Annotated in this window: 24 protein-coding genes; 7 read left to right on the forward strand and 17 right to left on the reverse strand. The window is 60.1% G+C overall.

Annotation, left to right across the window (positions count from 1 at the left end; translation table 11 throughout):
• Positions 1 to 132 precede the first annotated feature (132 nt).
• The 5 genes from M2400_RS15285 to M2400_RS15305 form a co-directional block, all read right to left on the reverse strand.
• Entirely contained in the window at positions 133 to 486 is a 354-nt protein-coding gene (locus M2400_RS15285; RefSeq protein ID WP_177042999.1) for a gamma-glutamylcyclotransferase family protein, read from the reverse strand.
• Positions 487 to 504: 18 nt separating this feature from the next.
• The gene (locus M2400_RS15290; RefSeq protein WP_259195972.1) at positions 505 to 1,167 is read right to left on the reverse strand and encodes an aminopeptidase P family protein; all 663 of its coding nucleotides are present in this window, start codon (positions 1,165 to 1,167) and stop codon (positions 505 to 507) included.
• A 158-nt stretch (positions 1,168 to 1,325) separates the two neighbouring features.
• Positions 1,326 to 2,222 carry a hypothetical protein gene (locus tag M2400_RS15295; RefSeq protein WP_259195971.1) on the reverse strand — a complete coding sequence of 299 codons (897 nt, stop codon included), beginning with the start codon at positions 2,220 to 2,222 and terminating at the stop codon, positions 1,326 to 1,328.
• Positions 2,223 to 2,354: 132 nt separating this feature from the next.
• On the reverse strand, positions 2,355 to 2,933 hold the full coding sequence (locus M2400_RS15300) for a DUF4337 domain-containing protein (RefSeq protein ID WP_259195969.1): 579 nt from the start codon (positions 2,931 to 2,933) through the stop codon (positions 2,355 to 2,357).
• A gap of 54 nt (positions 2,934 to 2,987) precedes the next feature.
• Positions 2,988 to 3,872 carry a LysR family transcriptional regulator gene (locus M2400_RS15305; protein ID WP_259195968.1) on the reverse strand — a complete coding sequence of 295 codons (885 nt, stop codon included), beginning with the start codon at positions 3,870 to 3,872 and terminating at the stop codon, positions 2,988 to 2,990.
• A 96-nt stretch (positions 3,873 to 3,968) separates the two neighbouring features.
• On the opposite strand from M2400_RS15305, the gene M2400_RS15310 reads away from it, so the two are divergent.
• Positions 3,969 to 4,937 carry an SDR family oxidoreductase gene (locus M2400_RS15310; protein WP_259195967.1) on the forward strand — a complete coding sequence of 323 codons (969 nt, stop codon included), beginning with the start codon at positions 3,969 to 3,971 and terminating at the stop codon, positions 4,935 to 4,937.
• On the opposite strand, the gene M2400_RS15315 is transcribed toward M2400_RS15310, so the two are convergent.
• Together M2400_RS15315 and M2400_RS15320 are read right to left on the reverse strand one after the other, a co-directional pair.
• Positions 4,924 to 5,280 (reverse strand): DUF2784 domain-containing protein, encoded by a 357-nt coding sequence (locus M2400_RS15315; RefSeq protein WP_177043004.1) that lies wholly within the window; start codon positions 5,278 to 5,280, stop codon positions 4,924 to 4,926. The two genes, M2400_RS15310 and M2400_RS15315, sit on opposite strands and share 14 nt — an antisense overlap.
• A 24-nt stretch (positions 5,281 to 5,304) precedes the next feature.
• The gene (locus M2400_RS15320) at positions 5,305 to 6,201 is read right to left on the reverse strand and encodes a LysR family transcriptional regulator (protein ID WP_259195966.1); all 897 of its coding nucleotides are present in this window, start codon (positions 6,199 to 6,201) and stop codon (positions 5,305 to 5,307) included.
• 97 nt (positions 6,202 to 6,298) lie between these two features.
• Here M2400_RS15320 and M2400_RS15325 point away from each other — a divergent pair, with 97 nt between their 5' ends.
• The gene (locus M2400_RS15325) at positions 6,299 to 7,147 is read left to right on the forward strand and encodes an oxidoreductase (RefSeq protein ID WP_177043005.1); all 849 of its coding nucleotides are present in this window, start codon (positions 6,299 to 6,301) and stop codon (positions 7,145 to 7,147) included.
• A gap of 3 nt (positions 7,148 to 7,150) precedes the next feature.
• On the opposite strand, the gene M2400_RS15330 is transcribed toward M2400_RS15325, so the two are convergent.
• The 4 genes from M2400_RS15330 to M2400_RS15345 all read right to left on the reverse strand — a co-directional run bounded on the left by M2400_RS15330 (position 7,151) and on the right by M2400_RS15345 (position 8,507).
• The gene (locus M2400_RS15330) at positions 7,151 to 7,477 is read right to left on the reverse strand and encodes a helix-turn-helix domain-containing protein (RefSeq protein WP_177043006.1); all 327 of its coding nucleotides are present in this window, start codon (positions 7,475 to 7,477) and stop codon (positions 7,151 to 7,153) included.
• Positions 7,458 to 7,712, reverse strand: a complete 255-nt coding sequence (locus M2400_RS15335) for a type II toxin-antitoxin system RelE/ParE family toxin (RefSeq protein ID WP_177043007.1) — start codon at positions 7,710 to 7,712, stop codon at positions 7,458 to 7,460. Before M2400_RS15335 ends, M2400_RS15330 begins: the two co-directional genes overlap by 20 nt.
• A 136-nt stretch (positions 7,713 to 7,848) precedes the next feature.
• A complete protein-coding gene (locus M2400_RS15340; protein WP_259195965.1) occupies positions 7,849 to 8,136 on the reverse strand; it encodes an energy transducer TonB in 288 nt (95 codons plus the stop codon).
• Between the two features lie 110 nt (positions 8,137 to 8,246).
• Positions 8,247 to 8,507: a hypothetical protein gene (locus M2400_RS15345; protein ID WP_177077298.1), complete on the reverse strand. Its 261-nt coding sequence runs from the start codon at positions 8,505 to 8,507 to the stop codon at positions 8,247 to 8,249.
• 191 nt (positions 8,508 to 8,698) lie between these two features.
• Between M2400_RS15345 and M2400_RS15350 the strand changes: the two genes are divergently transcribed.
• Positions 8,699 to 9,385 (forward strand): HAD-IA family hydrolase, encoded by a 687-nt coding sequence (locus tag M2400_RS15350; RefSeq protein WP_177131618.1) that lies wholly within the window; start codon positions 8,699 to 8,701, stop codon positions 9,383 to 9,385.
• Positions 9,386 to 9,510: 125 nt separating this feature from the next.
• Here M2400_RS15350 and M2400_RS15355 read toward each other — a convergent pair whose 3' ends face one another.
• Both M2400_RS15355 and M2400_RS15360 read right to left on the reverse strand, forming a co-directional pair.
• On the reverse strand, positions 9,511 to 9,903 hold the full coding sequence (locus tag M2400_RS15355; RefSeq protein ID WP_259195964.1) for a YbaN family protein: 393 nt from the start codon (positions 9,901 to 9,903) through the stop codon (positions 9,511 to 9,513).
• 20 nt (positions 9,904 to 9,923) lie between these two features.
• Entirely contained in the window at positions 9,924 to 10,511 is a 588-nt protein-coding gene (locus M2400_RS15360; protein ID WP_017477430.1) for a YecA family protein, read from the reverse strand.
• A 332-nt stretch (positions 10,512 to 10,843) separates the two neighbouring features.
• Between M2400_RS15360 and recQ the strand changes: the two genes are divergently transcribed.
• Both recQ and M2400_RS15370 read left to right on the forward strand, forming a co-directional pair.
• Complete coding sequence (gene recQ, locus M2400_RS15365; protein ID WP_177043012.1) at positions 10,844 to 12,970, forward strand: DNA helicase RecQ; 2,127 nt, start codon at positions 10,844 to 10,846, stop codon at positions 12,968 to 12,970.
• 121 nt (positions 12,971 to 13,091) lie between these two features.
• Complete coding sequence (locus tag M2400_RS15370; protein ID WP_010166006.1) at positions 13,092 to 13,526, forward strand: MarR family transcriptional regulator; 435 nt, start codon at positions 13,092 to 13,094, stop codon at positions 13,524 to 13,526.
• A gap of 133 nt (positions 13,527 to 13,659) precedes the next feature.
• On the opposite strand, the gene M2400_RS15375 is transcribed toward M2400_RS15370, so the two are convergent.
• Positions 13,660 to 15,849, reverse strand: coding sequence for a patatin-like phospholipase family protein (locus M2400_RS15375; RefSeq protein WP_259195963.1), 2,190 nt, complete (start codon positions 15,847 to 15,849; stop codon positions 13,660 to 13,662).
• Positions 15,850 to 15,932: 83 nt separating this feature from the next.
• On the opposite strand from M2400_RS15375, the gene M2400_RS15380 reads away from it, so the two are divergent.
• Positions 15,933 to 16,220: a SelT/SelW/SelH family protein gene (locus M2400_RS15380; RefSeq protein WP_093207434.1), complete on the forward strand. Its 288-nt coding sequence runs from the start codon at positions 15,933 to 15,935 to the stop codon at positions 16,218 to 16,220.
• A gap of 6 nt (positions 16,221 to 16,226) precedes the next feature.
• On the opposite strand, the gene M2400_RS15385 is transcribed toward M2400_RS15380, so the two are convergent.
• From M2400_RS15385 to M2400_RS15395, 3 genes are all read right to left on the reverse strand, one after another.
• On the reverse strand, positions 16,227 to 16,508 hold the full coding sequence (locus tag M2400_RS15385) for a hypothetical protein (RefSeq protein WP_177113629.1): 282 nt from the start codon (positions 16,506 to 16,508) through the stop codon (positions 16,227 to 16,229).
• Between the two features lie 131 nt (positions 16,509 to 16,639).
• Positions 16,640 to 17,521, reverse strand: coding sequence for a DMT family transporter (locus M2400_RS15390; RefSeq protein WP_259195962.1), 882 nt, complete (start codon positions 17,519 to 17,521; stop codon positions 16,640 to 16,642).
• A 161-nt stretch (positions 17,522 to 17,682) separates the two neighbouring features.
• Complete coding sequence (locus tag M2400_RS15395; RefSeq protein WP_259195961.1) at positions 17,683 to 18,480, reverse strand: AraC family transcriptional regulator; 798 nt, start codon at positions 18,478 to 18,480, stop codon at positions 17,683 to 17,685.
• A 133-nt stretch (positions 18,481 to 18,613) separates the two neighbouring features.
• Here M2400_RS15395 and M2400_RS15400 point away from each other — a divergent pair, with 133 nt between their 5' ends.
• On the forward strand, positions 18,614 to 19,423 hold the full coding sequence (locus M2400_RS15400) for a UDP-2,3-diacylglucosamine diphosphatase (protein ID WP_177043017.1): 810 nt from the start codon (positions 18,614 to 18,616) through the stop codon (positions 19,421 to 19,423).
• The last annotated feature ends 12 nt before the right edge of the window (positions 19,424 to 19,435 follow it).

The following is a 19,435-nucleotide window of genomic DNA, read 5'->3' on the forward strand; positions in this document are numbered from 1 at the left end:
TTATAGTCGAGTCGCCAAACCCGGTCGCTTTGAGAGCGACCGGCGAACTATATGCCCCACCTCACAAACCTGGCAGGGCATGCCTTCCGATTGATCTGTAGGAAATCACCCCGGGTGACGAGCTGCACGCTCTCAAGCCTGCACATAAACCCAAGCCGTCAACCCCGAAGCCAACCCCACCGAAACCCGCTTATAGTCCGACACCTCATACGCATCCGCCGCCGCCAGTTCCTGCTCAGTGATCTGAAACACCATCCCCTCAACACTGTCCTCATTGCGCCCGCTAGGAGCAACGATCGGATGATGGGTCTTGCCACTGGCCGCCAACACCTCAGGGTCCGTAATCTCCACCCAGCTTTTCGAGTACCCCAGCATCGCATCCTGCTGACCCACCAGCTCCCGGCCAAAGTTGGACAGTTGCACAGCCTTGTCCTGCAATGTGCCGTAGGAAAACAACAGCACGGGAAATTCGGTCGAGCGTTCCATCTTTATTCCTTGAAAAAGTTAAGCCAGCAAATCTTCGTAAAACGCACCATAAGCTCCGCTCGGATGCGCAATCTGTATCTCAAGAATCCACAGCCCTTCATTCGGATACTGGTCAAAATCCCCAAGATCACCACCACGATAAATCGCATGGGGAAAATCGCTGACGCGGTGCCCTTTGATGTCCAGGTTCAACACCCAACCCATTTCCTTCGCTTGCTCTTCGGCATAACGATACAGATCCAGGCCGACGACTTTGTCGTTCCTCCAGCGCTGTTCAACCCGGTCAAACAATTCTTTCGCTGCGCTCGCGCACGCGGCCATCTCGGGATTGCTACCGGTGCTGAATGTCGCCCCGGCATCCCCTTCATGCCCTTGCCACACGGCGCCCATGTCGATGAAGTAGATGTCGTTTTCCCCCAGAACCGGGTCGCCGTCGGAGCGTTCCTTGAAAGTTTTGAGGGTGTTGGCACCAAAGCGCACCAGCAGCGGGTGCCAGATGCGTTGCATGTCGAGGTCGGCGAGGACTTTTTTGCCGAGTTCGCGCGCTTCGGATTCGAGCATGCCGGGGCGGATGAGTTTGGACAGTGGTTCGATGGCGCGCCAGGTCATGGCCTGGGCGTAGCGCATTGAGTCGATGCTGTAGGCGACGCCCACAGCTTCCTTGGATGATTGTGCGGTCACCGGCTTTTCCTCGGCTTTATAGTGTCAGGCGTTATGCGTTTTACTATATAGCGAGTAGAGGTGGGACCCCAAGCCGATATGCCAGAATATGCCGATGTTTTCTGGCGCGAGGAGGCTGGTGAATATGAGTGAGTTAGGGAGGAGCGGGCATCAGATGGTCAGTAGAAGATTCCCGCAAGATTGCCTTTTTCTACGAATTCACGCGGCTCGCGTAAAATTTGCTCCAGAATTGAGAGTCTCGAGCTGCCTTCTTCGCGTAGAAGGGTACCGACGAGTAGGCCTCTTTTAAGCGTCGCGAGCCCTGCGCCCGCCTTTCGGCTTCCTGGATGCTCAAAGCTCCACTTTGCCAGATTTCCATCCAGAAGCTGTCGGCCCGCAGTGTCTCGGAAGGTTTTGTTTGCGAAGTCGTAATAAGCATTTCGTACCTCCGGCACGTAGAAGGTCAGGGATTCATAGGTCGTTTTAATCATACGCTGGATATTGCCAAGCGTGTCACCGTCAACCCAGCTCAGCGACGGAATGCCCAGTTGTTCATCACCGTCAATTTGTCGCAGATGTGGTCGGACATGGTCAGTTGTTTTGTGTTTGAGCGCGGATGAAAGCATTGCATCGGTTCTGCGGCGCGTTGCTATGTCCGATAGCCCGTCCGGGTCGCCGATAAATTCGCGCTTTGTATTGGCTGCGAAGGCCCCCACAGCGGCGTATATACCGTTACCACCTCTGCCTGGCTCAACCCAACTTACATCAATCCAAACCTTTTTTGGCTTCACCATCACGGAGAAGTAGTTTCCATTCATCCCTTCCGTACGAAAGGTATAAACCTCCGTATCGGAATAGATTTTCTCAACCTCAAGGCCGACAAATTTGGTGCCGAGGCTCACTTCCGGCATTAACTCAGTCAGGTATTTGGTACTGCTGGTCTGGTAGAGAAACAGGTCCTCCACTTGAGCGAAGATCTGAAGGCATTCTGCCGCGAAGTAATCATTCAGTGAGGTGTTCAACGTTTCAGCGCTTCTGGCATCCGAGACGCACTGACTGAATTCGTTTTCTCCCATCAATAGTCAACTTTCCAGGTTGCGAGCGATGGCGAGTTTTATAGTCGGTTTGGTTTGGTGATAGCTATCAGCGAAATACGACGATACGTGACGTCGTATTTCTGCTTTCGAGGGGCGATGAGAATCCAGCTCTCAAATATGCAACCACGCCATCCCACCCAGCACCACACTCACACCCCCAGCGGTATACGCCATGCGCTTCAACCATTCCTTCCTTGTCAGCAACGTAATCGCCGCCAACGAAATCGCGATCTGAATCGCGGTCATCGCCTGTGCCCAGCGGTGATGTTGATGCAGTGCCTGCTCTGACTTTTCATCCCATTCCTTCGACGTCGCTTCAAGCTTTTCCGCCTGTTTGCGCACCTCTTCCTTCTGGGTTTTATAACGCTCGATCTCATCGGTGTAGTGCTTGGCATCAACGCCCGGAATATGCGTCGCCAGCTCCGCAAGGTTCTGCCGGCTGGATTTGGCCTGGTAGTAGTTCCACTGGTTGGCGGCTTCGGTCTTGAAGATGGCGGCGTTGTTTTTGTCCATCGCCGCTTCGCTTTCGGTGGAGCCGGCCTGGTAGCTGAGCATGGCGCCCACGGTGGCCATGATGGCGGTCATCACGGCAATGCGGCTGGCAAAATTGTCCCCGCGACCGTGGGCATGTTCGGTGGTGTGTTCGACGTGTTTTTCGTGGGGGCTGGGGACTTCGAAGGCTTCGGACATGGGGGCGTCTATGAAGGGGTTGAGGGACTCTGATTCTTCACCAGCGAAGCTGTCTCAATCCTGTACGTAATGCTGCAAACCGGCCACCAGGGCATCAAAGGTGACGCGGCAACGCGGGCTGTTGCGCAGGTCTTCGTGCATGGTGACCCAGGTGTCCAGTTGCAGGGCGAATGCGTCGGGCAGGACCCGGCTCAGGCGGGCGTCTTGCCGGGCCAGTTTGACTTGGCAGCCGCCGATGCCGGCGCCGGCGCGGATCAGGGCCAGTTGTGCGAGGTCGCTGTCGCTGCTGAGTGAAAACGCGCTGCGCTCGAACCCTTTGACGGCCAGGCTGCGGATGAAGGCGCTTTCCTGGTCGTAGCCGATGACTGAGTGGGCTGTGAGGTCGTTCAGGCTCTGGGGTGTGCCGTGTTGTTGCAGGTAGTCGTTGCGTGCGTGCAGGCCGACTTCGATAACACCGATACGTTTTGCCAGCAGTTGTTCCTGGCTGGGTCGGACCATTCGCACGGCGATGTCGGCTTCCAGTTGCAGCAGGTCCAGCAGGCGGTTGCTCAGTACCAGTTCGACCTTGAGGTGCGGGTGCTGTTGGCGCAGGCGGGTGATGATCGGCGGCAGGACTTCCACGCCGATCACTTCGCTGGCAGACACCCGCACCACGCCTCGCACTTCCGGGCCTTGAGGTGAAGCGGCACGTTCGAGGGCGGCGGCGGTGGTTTCCATGGTCTCGGCGTGGGTGCGCAGGGTGAGGGCGACGGCCGTGGGCAGCAGGCCGCTGGGGGAGCGGGTGAACAGGACGACACCCAGGGCTTTCTCCAGCGCAGCGATGTGCCGGCCCACCGTGGGCTGCGTAATGCCGAGCAACCGTGCGGCCCCCGACAGTGATCCCTCCTTGAGTACGCCGAGGAATGACCGGTAAAGCTCCCAACCAATATTCGATGCCATGCATAAATGTATAGCGTCTGGATGATCTTCGGCAATTCCTCTATAGCCCGGCGACGAACAGAATCGCCCCATCAAGTAACCCTCAGGGGAAAAAGCATGAACAAGGTTCTGGTGTTGGGCGCGACAGGCGGGATTGGTGGTGAGGTGGCGCGGCAGCTGTTTGCCGCCGGTTGGCAGGTATGCGCCCTGACGAGGGATGTGGATAAGGCCCACAAACAGAGCGCCGATTTCATATGGATAAAAGGCGATGCGCTGAATCGTGAGGAGGTTGTTGCGGCGGCGAAGGGCTGTTCGGTGATCGTGCATGCGGTGAACCCGCCCGGCTATCAGCGCTGGGCGGAGCTGGTGTTGCCGATGATCGACAACAGCATTGCGGCGGCTATCGCTGAAGGGGCGACGATTGTCTTGCCGGGCACGGTTTACAACTACGGTCCCGATGCATTTGCGCGGTTAGAAGAGGACTCACCCCAGAACCCGCGTACCCGCAAGGGCGCGATCCGGGTGGAGATGGAGCAGCGTTTGCGCGAGGCCAGCCAGCACGGCGCTCGGGTATTGATCGTGCGGGCTGGCGATTTTTTCGGTGCCAAGGCCGGCAGCAGCTGGTTTTCCCAAGGCTTGGTCAGGCCCGCAAAGCCGGTGACCAGCGTGACTTATCCAGGCACGCCCGGCGTGGGGCATCAGTGGGCCTATCTGCCTGACGTGGCGAGCACCATGGTGGCGTTGATTGCACGCCGAGACTCTCTGGATGCCTTTGCCCGTTTTCATATGGCGGGCCATATCGACGCCGATGGCCGGCAGATGAGCCAGGCGATTCAGCGAGTGGTGTCACGCAGGACCGGCCAGCAACCTGCTGTACGTGCTTTCCCATGGTGGCTGCTGAAACTGGCCGCACCCTTTGTCACCACCTTCCGTGAGATGCAGGAAATGCGTTACCTGTGGCAAACCGAGGTGCGCATGGATAACCGCCTCCTGGTACAGACATTGGGCAGCGAACCGCACACGCCTTTGGATGAGGCCGTCGAGGCGACGTTGGCGGGCATTGGCTGCCTGCCTAACGGCGCCTGATCAATCGCACATACACCGCGATATTGATTAACAGCACCAGCGCGCCCAGCCCCAGCTGGATCTGCGGCGTCAGCCCGGCCGGGTAGATCAGGGTCAGGATGTAGTGCTCGATAAACCCGCCGCCATAACCGTCCTGCCCGGCCAAATGGCGAAACAGATTTTCCCAGCGGGTCAGCGGGCAGGGCAGGTGGAACACCTCCACCGCAACGCCCCACGCGGCAGCAGGCAAGTGCAGCCACATGACCGGCCGCCATTTAAGTGCGAGCAACCCGCCAAACAGCACAAACAAAATGAACGACAAATGAAACAGCACCAGGCCGTCGGCGGCAAAACGGTAGAGCATGATGGGGTTCGCTTTGTGAATGGATCAGGTCCCGAATTCTTCCTTCAGGAACTCGATAAACACCCGCAATTTCTTCGGCGTGTTCGTACGGTTGAAGTAATACAAATACAGCGCACTGTGGGCAATCCAGTCGTCCAAAACCTCCACCAGCTCACCGCGTTGCAGGTACTGCTCGACGCTGGAGCGGGCCACGTAGGCAAAGCCAAATCCATCCAGCGCGCCCCGCACCATCAACTCCACGTCATTGGTCGCCAGCCGGCCTTTTACCGTGACCCGCATTTGCTTGCCAGCTTTTTCAAAGTCCCAGCGGTGCAGCGAGCCGGTCTGCGCACTGCGGTAGTTGACGCACTCATGCTCGAGCAAATCGTGGGGATGAGTAGGCAGCTTGCGCCCCTGCAAATACTCCGGCGTCGCCACGATGACGAATCGCAGCTGCGTCGCCACCGGCACCACCACCATGTCTTCGGCCAGCACGTGGTCGTAACGGATGCCCGCGTCAAAACCCTGGGCGACGATGTCCACCAGGCTGTTGTCCACCGCCACTTCCAGATTGATCCCCGAGTATTTGCGTAGGAAACGCTGGAGTAACGGTTGCAGGACCATTCTGCTGGCAGTGGAGGGAATGTTCAGGCGCAAGGTGCCGGCGGCGTCGACCGTGGCAGCGGCTACGCTGTGCAGGCTGGTTTGCAGTTCTTCCAGCAGCGGCGTGATCTTCTGGATCAACTGCTCGCCGGCTTCGGTCACGCTGACGCTGCGGGTGGTGCGGTTGAGCAATTGCACACCCAGCTGTTTCTCCAGGGCGCGCACGCGATGGCTGACGGTCGACACCGAGAGGCTGCTGGCGTCGGCTGCCTGGGTGAAGCTTTTCGAGCGGGCAACCTGCAAAAACAGGCGCAGTTGCTGGAAATCGGGCGTATCCATTGTGTGGTATTTCCGAAAGGGCCTTGCGGATTATGCATCTTTTTAGCAAGAACTGCGGCGCGCATACTTTTCCTACACACACGAGGATTGGCCCTTTATGACGACTTCCACCGCAAAACCCGTCTGGTTCATCACGGGCTGCTCCACCGGTTTCGGCCGCCAACTGGCGTTGCACACCTTGAGCCTCGGCTACCCGACCGTGGTGACCGCGCGTAATCCGCAACAGGTGCAGGATATCGTCGCCGGCCACGAAGATAACGCCCTGGTCCTGAAGCTGGACGTGACCGACCAGGCCCAGGTCGAGGCGGCTGTCAAAGCGGCTGAAGCGCGCTTCGGGCATATCGATGTGCTGGTCAACAACGCCGGTGTCGGCTATTTCGGCTCCTTCGAAGAAAGCGACCTGGATGATGTGCGCAACATGTTCGAAATCAACGTGTGGGGCTTGAGCGCCATGACCCGCGCGGCCTTGCCCGGCATGCGCGCCCGGCGTTCAGGCACCGTGGTGAACATTTCGTCGGTTGGCGGCATTGCGGCGTTCCCGTCGCTGAGTTTCTACAACGCGACCAAGTTTGCGGTCGAGGGCCTTTCCGAGGCGTTGGCCCAGGAGGTCGCGCCGCTGGGGATCAAAGTGTTGCTGGTCGAGCCAGGTCCGTTCCGCACTGATTGGGCCGGGCGTTCGGCCAACGAGGCGGCTCACGGGATTGCCGACTATAAGGAGACGGCAGTGGCTCGGGCCAACATGGTCCGCAACTACAGCGGCAAGCAGCCGGGTGATCCGGTGCGCGCGGCGATTGCCATCGTCAAGGCGGTGGAGGCTGAACAGCCGCCATTGCGCTTGCTGCTGGGCAAGGCTGCGCTGAACTTTGCGCGGGTCAAAGTGAAGGCGCTGAGTACGGATTTTGATGCGTGGGCTGACGTGACCGAGGGCGCTGATTTTCCTGAGTAAGTCTTATAGTTCCAACTGATCTGCGTTGATGCCGAATGCCTTTGCAATCTTTTCCCGTGTCGCCCTACGCGGTTTGTTGACCGCCTCCTGTTGGGCATACGCCGGTTGGGAAATGCCAAGGCGTTTGGCTACTTCCTCTTGTGTCAGGTTGAGGTGTTCGCGCCAGGCCCGGATGGGCGTGGCACCCTCTACGATACGGCTGACGACCGCATGTGGAATGAGATCCTGGTGGTTCTGCTGAGCCAAGTATTGCTCATAAGGGATCACCACAAAGGCAGGGTTCCCCTCGAGGTCGTTAATGATTTGTATGTCAGTAGGTACGTTCGTCACGTTTCTTTACCTCTTGAATGCTGATCACATGGATTTCCCCGTCCCAGTCGAAAAGTACTCGATAGTTGCCTGCACGCAATCGATAACCCTTGCTGTGGTTCACCAGCGTTTTGACGTTGGCGACATCAGGCATGTATTCGAGAGCAGACACTGCATCGCGAACTTGCCTTTGATGTTGTGAATGCAAGCGCAATAACTGCTTCACTGCTTTACGGGTCCAAAGGATTGAGTTCATCAGAGATTAATAAGTCTTTTATAAGTCTTGCAAGAGGTATTTTAACCAGCAGATGAGCTGCAGGTTACGTGTCTCTACAAACCCTAGACCGCTGCTGCAAAACGCAGCTTTTAAAACTGTTGCGTTGCATGACGACTTATTTTGCAAACACCACCGGTACCGTAAACCGCAGTTTGCTGCCCTGCGGCGGGCGCGGTACGGGGGAGGAGCGGCTGATCATGTCCAGCGTCGCCGCGTCCAACTCCGCGAAACCCGCCGAGCGAACAATGCTCGCACTCAGCACCTTCCCGTTGCTGTCGATTTCAAACCGCAAGTACGCCACGCCGCGGTCACCACGATCCCGGGCGTTTTGCGGGTAACGTTTGAATCGCTCCAGATGCGCCAGCAGTCGAAGCGCGAGGTGTTGTTCAGGTCCATGCCCCAACGCTTGTCCTTGGTGCGGTTGCGCAACGCGTCCTGGTAGGTTTCACCGAGCGGGTCGGCGTCGTCGTCATGGCCGTACAAAGGCGTCACCGTCACCAGGCCGTTGAACGCTTAGCTCTGGACCTTGGTGGTCCAGGCGTTGGCGCTGAAATCAATCAACGGGTTGTCTTCGGGCTTGAAGGTGTAGCGCACGGTGTAGGCGTTGATGCGCATGGTGCCGGGCTGCCATTGCGGCACGCTGCCGGAGGTATTGCGGATTACCTGGGACGGCATCACTTCGCCATATTCACCGTCGGTGTAGCGGTAGGTCAACTCCAGCGCCTGGTCGGGCGAGGGCAGCACGGATTCGGTGTCGCTGGAGGTGTTGAACACTTCGCTGTCGGGCTTGAAGAACTTGGCTGCGCTGTTGGCTTCCTGGGTGACGTAGGATCAGAGCCGAAAGCGCCGCGACGGCAAGTTAGTTGAGATTAATTATCAATACCGACCTTTAACGGTTGCTTGCAGCGCAGGCGGGCCGTTATTGTGCTGAATCCTTTTAGTTCTTTGCCCACGGATCTGTAGTGATGAATGCACCGCGTACCGCTGTCCCGATCAAGGCTGTGATTTTCGATATGGACGGGTTGTTGCTGGACACAGAAGGCATCTACACCGAAGTCACACAGATCATCGCCGAACGCTACGGCCGTACCTATGACTGGGGGATCAAGCAGCACATCATTGGTCGCGGTGCCCAGGACCTGGCCGACTACGTTGTCAAGGCGCTGGACCTGCCGATCACGCCTGCAGAATTCCTGGTGATCCGCGAGCCGCTGATGAGCGAGCGTTTCCCCAAGGCCTTGGGCATGCCGGGCGCTGAAGCGCTGGTGCGGCACTTGAAGGCGCATAACATTCCGATTGCCGTGGGCACCAGCTCGTCGCGCAACTCGTTTGGCCACAAGACCACGTTGCACCGTGAGTGGTTTGGGCTGTTCGACACCATCGTGACAGCGGATGACCCGGAAGTGGGGGCGGCCAAGCCTGCGCCGGATATCTTCCTCACGGCTGCACGCCGGTTGGGTGTAGCGCCTGAGGATTGCCTGGTGTTTGAGGATTCGCCGTTTGGCGTGACGGCGGCCAAGGCTGCGCACATGACCGCGATTGCGGTGCCGGATGAAGCGATGGCGGACAGCAAGTACGCGCATGCCGACCAGATCATTCGCAAGCTGGCGGAGTTTGACCTGGCGGCGTATGGCTTGCCGCCGATGCGCTAATCCCTCTGGAGCGATCAAACTGTAGGAGCTGGCTTGCCTGCGATAGCGGTGTATCAGGCATGGATGTGTTGGCTGACACACCGCTATCGCAGGCAAGCCAGCTCCCACACAAACCAGGTTTCACATCAGTCCTGCGGTGCCTTGGGCAGCGTCTTCTGCCGCAAAATATACACCGTCACCAACACCGCACTGGTCAGCATGAACCCCCGCGCCCAGATCAGCGGCACCAGGTAGCAGGAAAACCCGATACTCACCCACATCAACCCAATGGCATACACCTTGCCCTTGAGCGGAATCCCGTTGCCATCCAGATAGTCACGAATCCACGGCCCCAGGCGCTGGTGTTCCACCAGCCATTGGTAGAAGCGCGGGGAGCTACGGGCAAAGCAGGCGGCAGCCAGCAGAAGGAAGGGCGTCGTGGGCAGTACCGGCAGGAAGATGCCGATCACCCCGAGCGCCACGCTCAACCAGCCGATGGCCAGCAGAACGTAGCGCGTGATCACAGAGCGGTTGCCCATGGGCGCCACGGGCAACGGTCTTAGTGGTGGCGAGGCTTGAGGATCGCCGGCTTTTCGTCAGGTGCGTTGCACAGCAGGTACAGGGCGGTCAGCGCTTCCGGGATCTGAACGATCATGTCGTCCATCAGGTTGGCGTCCGAGGCAATGTCGGAGAATTCAGGTTGCTCGTCGAACAGGCCGGAACCGACCATGATCGGCAGCAGCATTTCGCTGACTTCTTCTTCAGCCGTCTCGAACCAGGCCTCTTCTCGCAGGAACACGCCTTCCATGAAGCCGATGCACCAGCCGCGCAGTTCGGAGTCGTCCGGGTCTTCACCCAGGTCCAGGTCGCAAGGCAGTTCGAACTCTTCATCGGAAGCCAGTTGACGGCCGATGTGAGCCTTGAGGGCCAGCAAGGTGGATTCGATTTCTTCGCGCTGGGCGGCGTCACTGTAGTGAGGCTCTTCGGAGAACAGGGCGTCGATCCATTCACGGTCGGGCACGACGTCGGAGCAGATCGACAGCGCGGTCAGATAGCCGTGGGCGGCCACGTAGTCCAGCGCCTCGTCGTGCAGCTCATCGGCATCGAGGAAGGCTTGCAGGCGGGTTAGTTGCTCAGCGAAGGACATTGACGGACTACCTTGGGAATAAACGATGGGCAATTCTAGGCTTTCTTGAGCGCCCAGGCCAGCCGCAGCACAGATTCTGTGGGAGCGGGCTTGCCCGCGAAGGGATCAAATGGGTCTATCTGACGGAATGCAACGTCAGCATCTCCCGTCCCGGCTATATCCTCAATGGCACCCTTTGCCGGGTGACCCTCGGGTATACTGCCGCGTTTTGTGATGCCCCTACAGGCCAAGCGCCAGTCGCGGGAAAAGTTCGCTTACGGATTATTTCCCGCTCAAGCGCGCTTTTTCGACCAGCCTGTACAGAGGGATTTCGGCGATATTTGGAGTTTTTCATGCTCGAGCAGGCTCAACGCGTCCTCAAGGACATCTTCGGCTACGACAGTTTTCGTGGCCGCCAGGGTGCGATCATTGAGCGCGTGGCCAACGGCGGCGACGCCCTGGTACTGATGCCTACCGGTGGCGGCAAGTCGCTGTGCTTCCAGGTGCCGGCCTTGCTGCGCGACGGCCTCGCGGTGGTGGTATCGCCGTTGATCGCCTTGATGGACGACCAGGTGGCCACCCTTGAAGAACTCGGCGTGGCTGCCGCTTCGCTGAACTCCACCCTCAGCGCCGAACAGCAGCGCGACCTCGCCGCACGGATCAAGCGTGGCGAAGTGAAGATGCTTTACCTGGCGCCCGAGCGCCTGGTGCAGCCGCGGATGCTGGCGTTCCTGCAGAGCCTGGAAATCGCCCTGTTCGCCATCGACGAAGCTCACTGCGTGTCCCAATGGGGCCACGACTTCCGGCGTGAATACTTGCAACTGGGCCAACTGGCGGAGCTGTTCCCCAACGTCCCGCGCATCGCCCTGACCGCCACCGCCGACAAACGCACCCGCGAAGAAATCGTCGACCGCCTGCACCTGCAGGACGCCGAGCGTTTCCTCTCAAGCTTCGACCGGCCGAATATTTTTTACCGCATCGTGCCCAAGGAACAGCCGCGCAAGCAGTTGCTGGCGTTTCTCTCCGATCGGCGCAGCGACGCCGGCATTGTCTACTGCCTGTCGCGCAAGAAGGTGGATGAGGTCGCCGCGTTCCTCAGTGAACAAGGCTACCCGGCGCTGCCGTATCACGCCGGCCTGCCCAATGACCTGCGGGCTTACCACCAGAAGCGCTTCCTCAATGAGGAAGGCCTGATCATGGTCGCCACCATCGCGTTCGGCATGGGCATCGACAAATCCAACGTGCGCTTCGTGGCCCACATGGACCTGCCCAAGTCCCTCGAGGCGTACTACCAGGAAACCGGGCGTGCCGGCCGTGACGGCCTGCCCGCGGATGCCTGGATGGTCTACGGCCTGCAAGACGTGGTGATGCTCAAGCAGATGCTGCAGAACTCCGAAGGCGACGAGCGCCACAAGCGCCTGGAACAGCACAAGCTCGACGCCATGCTGTCGCTGTGCGAAGAAACCCGCTGCCGTCGCCAGACCTTGCTCGCGTACTTCGACGAAGACATGCCCGAGCCCTGCGGCCACTGCGACAACTGCGTGGACGGCGTGCAGACCTGGGACGCGACCGAGCCGGCGCGCCAGGCGCTGTCGGCTATCTACCGCACCGGCCAGCGCTATGGCGTCGGCCATCTGGTGGATGTGTTGTTGGGCAAGGACAACGAAAAGATCCGCAGCTTCGGCCACGAAAAACTCTCGGTCTACGGCGTCGGCAAGGCTCGCGCCGAAGGCGAATGGCGCTCGCTGTTCCGGCAGATGGTCGCCCGCGGCCTGGTGGATATCGACCTGGAAGGCTACGGCGGCCTGCGCCTGAACGACAGTTGCCGGCCACTGCTCAAGGGCGAAGTCAGCCTGGAGCTGCGCCGCGACCTCAAGCCGCAGACCACCGCCAAATCCAGCACCAGCCAGGCCAGCCAACTGGTGCGCTTCGAAGAGCGCGAACAGTGGGAAGCCTTGCGCGCGCTGCGTAAAAAGCTCGCCCAGGAACACAGCGTGCCGCCTTACGTCATCTTCCCCGACTCCACCTTGCTGGAGATGCTCCGCGACCATCCCACTACCCTGGGCGAAATGGCCAGGGTCAGCGGTGTGGGTGCGCGCAAGCTGGAGCGTTATGGCCAGGCCTTCCTCGAAGTGCTCGGCGGCCAGGTGGAGGCGCCGAAAGAGGTCGCCGATATTCGCCACGAGCTGATCAGCCTCGCTCGTGCCGGCATGACCCCGATCCAGATCGCCGGGCAGTTGCAGTGCTCGGAAAAGAACGTCTACACCTTGCTCGCCGAGTCCATCGGCAAGCAGCAGTTGTCATTGGAGCAGGCCCTTGATTTGCCGGAAGATTTGCTCGGCGAAATCCAGGATGCGTTCCTGGATGGGGAAGGCGAATTGCCACCTGTTTCCGAGATCGCGCCACTGTTTACCGGCCGTGTTCCCGAGGGTGTCTTGTACTGCGTCAGGGCTGCTTTGCAGTCTGAATTCGAGATTTGATGCCGTAGTTAGGACAATGTAACGAAACAGTACATACCAGGTCTTGCCTACTGGCATGGGTCATGCTTAGCTGACTAATAATTAGCCACACTTTATTTTCAGTCTAACCCATGAGTTTTTTATGCCGTTAACCGATCAACACCGTTTTGGCATGCAGTTGGCACAGATGTCCCGAGGTTGGCGTGCCGAGCTGGATCGTCGCCTGGCAGGTTTGGGCCTGTCCCAGGCACGCTGGCTGGTGCTGCTGCATCTGGCCCGTTTTACCGAGCCGCCTACCCAGCGTGAGCTGGCGCAGAGCGTCGGGGTAGAAGGGCCTACCCTGGCCCGTTTGCTCGACAGCCTGGAAGGCCAGGGCCTGGTGGAACGCCAGGCCGTGGTGGAAGACCGCCGCGCCAAGCGTATCGTGCTGTGTGACACCGCGAAGCCATTGATCGAACAGATCGAAACCATCGCCACGGCCTTGCGCCATGAGCTGTTTGTGGGCGTCGATGAAGAGGATTTGCGGGTGTGCATGCGGGTTCATGAGCACATCCTCGGGAACCTCGAGAAGTCCTGATCCCCGATACGCCGAAGATCAAAAAATGTGGGAGCTGGCTTGCCTGCGATAGCGGTGGGTCAGCCAGCACATCTGTGTCTGATACACCGCTATCGCAGGCAAGCCAGCTCCCACATCGGGTTCTGTGGTGTAGCTAGAACGTTTGCCCCAGGTTCAAATACACCGCCTTCTGGTTGTCATCGTTAAACCCATAACTGAAATTCAACGGCCCCAGCGGTGTATCAAACCCCAGGAAAATACTGGCGGCGTTGATGTACCCGCTGTCGTACTCATTGTCGTTGTTCCACGCCCGCCCACGTTCCAGTGACGCCCCGAGGTACAACGGGAAATCCAGCGGCAGATAAGACCGTGGCGTCAGCCGGCGATAGTAAACCGCGCGCATCAGGCTGATGTTCTGCCCGGCAATCGCATCCTCGCGGAATCCCGACAACTGCCGCGCGCCCCCCAGCAGGAAGCTGGAAATCACCACGTCCGACTGGTCCAGCGTACGCCCATAGCGCCCGCCGAGGATCAGTGTGTCCGGCCCGCTGCTCATGGCCTTGTCCAGCTTGAACTCCCACTGCCGATAGCGCTGGTCGGAGCCCAGCCCCGGTTCGAACTCACGGAAGGCCAGGCCGATGTCTTCACCGGTGTGGGGAAAGTACACGTTGTCGAACGAGTCGAAGGAGTACTTCAGTTCGTAGAAGCCTTCGCTGAAGTTGATGCTCGGCGAATCCCGGTCGCCAATGCGCACGTCCGCCTTGCCCCAGGCCTCGCCCACGCCGAAACGAATCTCGCCGCTGTTGCCGATCTGCCGGCCCACGTTCAGCCCGAAGCCATAGCGTTCCAGGCGGTACTCGGAGATCGGGTTGTTGTCTTCAATCAGTTCAACGTTCTGCGCCTGGGCACTGATATAGGGCGCGACGAAGTAGCGCGAGCCGGTGTCCATCGGTTGATAGAACTCGCTGTACAGTTCCTGCTTGTCACCAATCTGCACCCGCGTCAGCCATTCGGCGCCGAGGCGGTTGATGCCGTTCATGCGGTAGCTGGCGCCGAGGTTGAAGGCGCTGTCGCCGCGCATGTCATCCGACAGGTTGAGGCCCAGGCGCAGGTAGTCGGTGCCGCTGCGTTTGCCCCGGGCGCTGATGACCAGGGTGTTGTCCTTGCCCTTTTTCACCACGCGGTATTGCACCTGCTCGAAGTAATCCAGGCCGTACAGGGTGCCCATGTCGGTTTGCAGGCGGGCCAGGTCCAGCGGCTCGCCGAGGTTCTGGCGGATGTAGTAGCGGATCACCTCGTCGCCCACCTTGGAGTCGTTCTCCACCTTGATCGCGGTGATCACCGGGTTGCGCTCGCCAGGCGTGCGGGCGGCCACCAGCGAAGGGTCTACCGGCTCGGCCGGGCGCAGGTGGGCCAGGCGTACGTCGAGGGCGCGGGTGGCGCGGTAGCCGGCGTCGATCATGTCCTTGGCCCGCCCGAAGTCCGTTACCCCGTAGGCGGCCAACGGCGGCTGGATCAGCACGTCGCGGGGCGCCAGGGCCTTGAGTTGTTCCTCGGAGTTGCGCCGGGTCATCAGGGTGATGGACTGGTTGAGTACGTCCACTACGGTATTGAGTTGCTTGCGTGTGCGCAGCGGGGTGCCGATGTCGACGACGATGGCGATATCGACCCCCATTTCCCGCGCCACATCCAGAGGGATGTTATCGGTCATGCCGCCGTCCACCAGCAGCCGGCCGTCCAGTTCCACCGGGGCAAACACCGCCGGGATCGACATGCTGGCGCGGATCACCTGGGGTAAGTGGCCTTTGCGGAACACCACTTTTTCGCCGCTGGTAATGTCGGTGGCCACGGCGCGGAAGGGGATCGGCAGCTTGTCGAAATCCCGCACGTTACTGGTGTGGGCGAACATGCTTTCCAGCAGCAAGGCCAGGTTCTGGCCCTGGATCACCCCCAGTGGCAGGCCGAGGCTGCCGTCGTCACGGAAGCTGAGTTTCTGTTTGACCAGGAAATCCCGGTCATCCTGCTTGCGCCGGAACGGCACGTCTTCCCGTGGCGGCGCATCGGACAGGGCGAGTTTCCAGTCGATGTTCAGCGCGAGTTTTTCCAGCTCGTCGATCTTGTAGCCCGAGGCGTACAGCCCGCCAATCACCGCGCCCATGCTGGTGCCGGCGATTGCATCGATGTGGATGCCTTGCTCTTCCAGGGCCTTGAGCACGCCAATGTGTGCCAGGCCACGGGCGGCGCCGCCGGAGAGCACCAGGCCGATCTTCGGGCGCGGGTTTTCGACGGCTTGGACGAGGACAGGGAACAGGCACAGCAACAGGCAGGACAACAGGCGGCGCATCATCAATCTCAAGGCTGGGCGATAAAGGCCGGTATTATAGCCACTCGATCCTTTCAACCCGCCAAGCAGGAGCCTGTCAATTCATGTCAGCGGCCAAACCCGAAATTGTCATCACCTATTGCACCCAGTGCCAGTGGCTGTTGCGCGCCGCCTGGCTGGCCCAGGAACTGTTGAGCACCTTTGCCGATGACCTGGGCAAAGTGGCTCTGGAACCGGCTACCGGCGGCGCGTTTCGGATTACCTGCGACGGTGTGCAGATCTGGGAGCGCAAGGCCGACGGTGGCTTCCCGGAAGCCAAGGTGCTCAAGCAACGGGTGCGCGACCAGATCGACCCGCAACGGGACCTGGGGCATAACGACCGCGTGCAATAAAGACGGCTATTTGCTGGCCATGCGCTGTTTGATCCAACTGACGACCACCGTCAGCACCAACCCGCCGACCCCGCCGCCGATGATGTTGCTGGCCAGGGCGGCCAGCGTCAGGTCAGTGGCCGTTTCAGTACCGGTAATCAGCGAGACGAGTTGGCCCAATACCAGGCCGCCAACCCCGCCGACCAGGGTATTGAGCCCGGTGCCCAGGCTGTGTTTGCCAAGGCCTGCGATCTGCCCGCCGATGGCGCCGCTGATGATCTGAAGAACCAGGCTGATGAAGATTTCCATGGTGCAACCCCTGCATCGCGTTGATGGAATGACCACTCGCTTGCAGCAACTTCAAAAAGCACCCGGGCTGTCGTCGAGAAGTCTGGATCCGTTGAACGACCACACACTGTCACGGACCCACAAAGTATAGATCAGGCCGCAGTGGCGGGTTGCTTGGCGGGTTTGGCGCTGCCCATCAGCCCGGACACTACGATGGCGACAATGATCAGCGCGCCGCCCATCAGCATGCGCAAGGTCGGGGTTTCGGCAAACAGCAGCCAGGCCACCGTGATGCCGTACACCGGCTCCATGGCGAATACCACCGCTGCGGTGCGCGCCTTGAGCACCGCGAGGCTGGCGACAAACAGGCTATGCGCCAGGCCGGTGCAGAACACCCCGAGCAAGCCGATCCACAGCCAGTCCAGCGCACGCACTTCGGACAGCCCGGGCGCCGCGACCGGGAACAAGCACAGCGCCACCACTACGTTCTGGCACAAGGCGGCCTGCACTGGCGGAATGCGCCCGCTGGCGCGGTTGTTCAATGACAGCAGCGAGAACAGCAAACCGGAACCGACCGCCCACAATAGGCCGCTGGTGGCTTGGCTGGCGAGGTTGAAGTCCGGGGTGACCAGCACCAGCCCGATGCTCACCAGCACCACCAGCAGGATTTCATTGGCGCGGATCCGCTCGCGGAAAATCAGGCCTTCGAGGATCACGGTAAATGCCGGGAAGGTGGTGAAGCCCAGGGTGGCGATGGCCACGCCTGCAATCTTTACCGCAATAAAGAAACTCACCCAATGCGCGGCCAACAGCAGGCCGCTGACCAGCAGGCGGCGCCAGTCCCGGGCTTGCAGCTTTTGCCAGGTGGTGTTGCTGGCAAAACGCGCGAAGATCGCCAGGGCAATCACCGCGAACGCGGCGCGGCCGAACACGATAATCGCCGGCGAAGCGGCCGCCAGTTTGCCGAACACGCCGGTGAGGCCAAACATCAATGCGCCGATATGCAGGGCGCCGAGGGCTGTGCGGGGAGTCATTGCGATCCTTAGGCAACGGGTTGTTTACAGGATCGCAGTCTAGAGGGTTGCAGGCATTCGCGTCTGTCGTCGGGCTCGCGGGTTTTGTCGCAGGACTCTTGTTTCAAAAGCCGAGGAGATCAAATGTGGGAGCTGGCTTGCCTGCGATAGCGGAGGGTCAGTCAATCAATTATTAGCTGATCCACTGCTATCGCAGGCAAGCCAGCTCCTACAGGAGACCGCGCTCGTCGAATGGCTCCGGGAGAGCTGCCAAACTCCCGCAACATCGCCGCGGCAAAAGCACTTTGCGAACCATAGCCAACCCGCACGGCAATCTCGCCGATGGGTAACTGGCTGTCGCGCAGCAAGCCACGGGCCATCTGCAAGCGCCGGCTGCGGATGTAGTCCATCGGCGTCTGCCCGCATTCCGCCACAAACCGCGCATGCAGGCGGGCGACGGACAGGTCGGCGATCTTCGCCAGATCTGCCACTTGCAACGGGTGCGCGGCGTGCCGCTGGATATGCGCATTGAACGCGGCATACGGCAGGCGCTTGCCCGCCGGCGGTTGTGCGAGATTGAGGCTGGCCAGCAACAATACCGCACCTTGCTGGACGATCAGCGGATCGTCCACCGGGCTGCTCGCCAGCCATTGCACCAGTTGGCTTTGGCGGTGGTCGAGGGTCAGGTGTGCGCACTGGTCGAGCAAGCGGCGGCTGGCGTCGGCATGCTCGCCCAGGGATTGCGCCAACCAGTGTTCGTCGGGCACGTCCAGCACCAGGCAGCGGCTGCCATCGCGACTGATGCACGCGTGGTGGGCGGTGTAGGGCAGCACCATCACGCTGCTGTGCTGCACCTGGCTGCCTCGGCCATCCACCTCGAAGTCCAGATGCCCGGACAGGCCAAACACCAGCTGTGCGTGGTCGTGGCTGTGGGCGATGGGCTCTTCGACGTAGTGGCGTAGCGTGAGGTTGGGTCTCATCGCAATCTCCTGGGCAGGCCCGCAGTTTACATCGCTTCGCCGTCTGTGAGCGCTGTCATCAGACTGACGCAACACTGTCATGGGCTATTAACTCCATGGGCGCAAGCTCGCGAAAACACCGTGAGGCATGCCCATGACCAGCGCCGAACTCGCCAAGCCCAGCCGTAAGCAACGCGTGCGTACCCTGTGGATTTCCGACGTGCATTTGGGCACCCGGGATTGCCAGGCCGAACACCTTTCGCATTTTCTCAAGGGCTACCACGCCGACAAGGTCTACCTGGTGGGCGATATCATCGACGGCTGGAAGCTGCGCAGCGGCATGTATTGGCCCCAGGCCCACACCAACGTGATCCGCCGCCTGCTGACCATGAGCAAGCGCGGCACCGAGGTGATCTACGTCACCGGCAACCATGATGAGTTCCTGCGGCGCTATTCGAAGCTGATCCTCGGCAACATCCAGTTGGTCGACGAAGCGGTGCATGTGACTGCCGATGGCCGGCATTTGCTGGTGATCCACGGCGATCAGTTCGACGTGATCACCCGATATCACCGCTGGCTGGCGTTCCTTGGCGACTCGGCCTACGAGTTCACCCTTACCCTCAACCGCTGGTTGAACCACTGGCGGGCGCGTTATGGATACGGCTATTGGTCGTTGTCGGCGTACCTCAAGCACAAGGTCAAGACGGCGGTGAGCTTTATCAGTGATTTCGAAGAAGCGATTGCCCACGAAGTGACCAAGCGAGAATTGCACGGTGTGGTGTGCGGGCATATTCACCACGCGGAGATTCGCAAGGTGGGCGAGGTGGATTACCTCAATTGCGGGGATTGGGTGGAGTCGTGCACGGCATTGATCGAGCACTGGGATGGGCATATCGAGTTGTATCGGTTGGCGGATGCCCAGGCCAAGGAGGCGCAGCTCAAGGCCGAGATGGTTGTGGGCTAAAGACTGGCGCGG

This window comes from Pseudomonas sp. BIGb0558, from assembly GCF_024807515.1.
GTDB classification, from domain to species: domain Bacteria; phylum Pseudomonadota; class Gammaproteobacteria; order Pseudomonadales; family Pseudomonadaceae; genus Aquipseudomonas; species Aquipseudomonas yamanorum_A.

What these genes read in the sequence shown, in the direction of transcription:
- M2400_RS15285 (WP_177042999.1), bottom strand. Translation starts at nt 486, where the DNA reads ATGGAACGCTCGACCGAATTTCCCGTGCTGTTGTTTTCCTACGGCACA.
- M2400_RS15295 (WP_259195971.1), bottom strand. Translation starts at nt 2,222, where the DNA reads ATGGGAGAAAACGAATTCAGTCAGTGCGTCTCGGATGCCAGAAGCGCT.
- M2400_RS15300 (WP_259195969.1), bottom strand. Translation starts at nt 2,933, where the DNA reads ATGTCCGAAGCCTTCGAAGTCCCCAGCCCCCACGAAAAACACGTCGAA.
- M2400_RS15305 (WP_259195968.1), bottom strand. Translation starts at nt 3,872, where the DNA reads ATGGCATCGAATATTGGTTGGGAGCTTTACCGGTCATTCCTCGGCGTA.
- M2400_RS15310 (WP_259195967.1), top strand. Translation starts at nt 3,969, where the DNA reads ATGAACAAGGTTCTGGTGTTGGGCGCGACAGGCGGGATTGGTGGTGAG.
- M2400_RS15315 (WP_177043004.1), bottom strand. Translation starts at nt 5,280, where the DNA reads ATGCTCTACCGTTTTGCCGCCGACGGCCTGGTGCTGTTTCATTTGTCG.
- M2400_RS15320 (WP_259195966.1), bottom strand. Translation starts at nt 6,201, where the DNA reads ATGGATACGCCCGATTTCCAGCAACTGCGCCTGTTTTTGCAGGTTGCC.
- M2400_RS15325 (WP_177043005.1), top strand. Translation starts at nt 6,299, where the DNA reads ATGACGACTTCCACCGCAAAACCCGTCTGGTTCATCACGGGCTGCTCC.
- M2400_RS15335 (WP_177043007.1), bottom strand. Translation starts at nt 7,712, where the DNA reads ATGAACTCAATCCTTTGGACCCGTAAAGCAGTGAAGCAGTTATTGCGC.
- M2400_RS15350 (WP_177131618.1), top strand. Translation starts at nt 8,699, where the DNA reads ATGAATGCACCGCGTACCGCTGTCCCGATCAAGGCTGTGATTTTCGAT.
- M2400_RS15355 (WP_259195964.1), bottom strand. Translation starts at nt 9,903, where the DNA reads ATGGGCAACCGCTCTGTGATCACGCGCTACGTTCTGCTGGCCATCGGC.
- M2400_RS15360 (WP_017477430.1), bottom strand. Translation starts at nt 10,511, where the DNA reads ATGTCCTTCGCTGAGCAACTAACCCGCCTGCAAGCCTTCCTCGATGCC.
- recQ (WP_177043012.1), top strand. Translation starts at nt 10,844, where the DNA reads ATGCTCGAGCAGGCTCAACGCGTCCTCAAGGACATCTTCGGCTACGAC.
- M2400_RS15370 (WP_010166006.1), top strand. Translation starts at nt 13,092, where the DNA reads ATGCCGTTAACCGATCAACACCGTTTTGGCATGCAGTTGGCACAGATG.
- M2400_RS15375 (WP_259195963.1), bottom strand. Translation starts at nt 15,849, where the DNA reads ATGCGCCGCCTGTTGTCCTGCCTGTTGCTGTGCCTGTTCCCTGTCCTC.
- M2400_RS15380 (WP_093207434.1), top strand. Translation starts at nt 15,933, where the DNA reads ATGTCAGCGGCCAAACCCGAAATTGTCATCACCTATTGCACCCAGTGC.
- M2400_RS15385 (WP_177113629.1), bottom strand. Translation starts at nt 16,508, where the DNA reads ATGGAAATCTTCATCAGCCTGGTTCTTCAGATCATCAGCGGCGCCATC.
- M2400_RS15390 (WP_259195962.1), bottom strand. Translation starts at nt 17,521, where the DNA reads ATGACTCCCCGCACAGCCCTCGGCGCCCTGCATATCGGCGCATTGATG.
- M2400_RS15395 (WP_259195961.1), bottom strand. Translation starts at nt 18,480, where the DNA reads ATGAGACCCAACCTCACGCTACGCCACTACGTCGAAGAGCCCATCGCC.
- M2400_RS15400 (WP_177043017.1), top strand. Translation starts at nt 18,614, where the DNA reads ATGACCAGCGCCGAACTCGCCAAGCCCAGCCGTAAGCAACGCGTGCGT.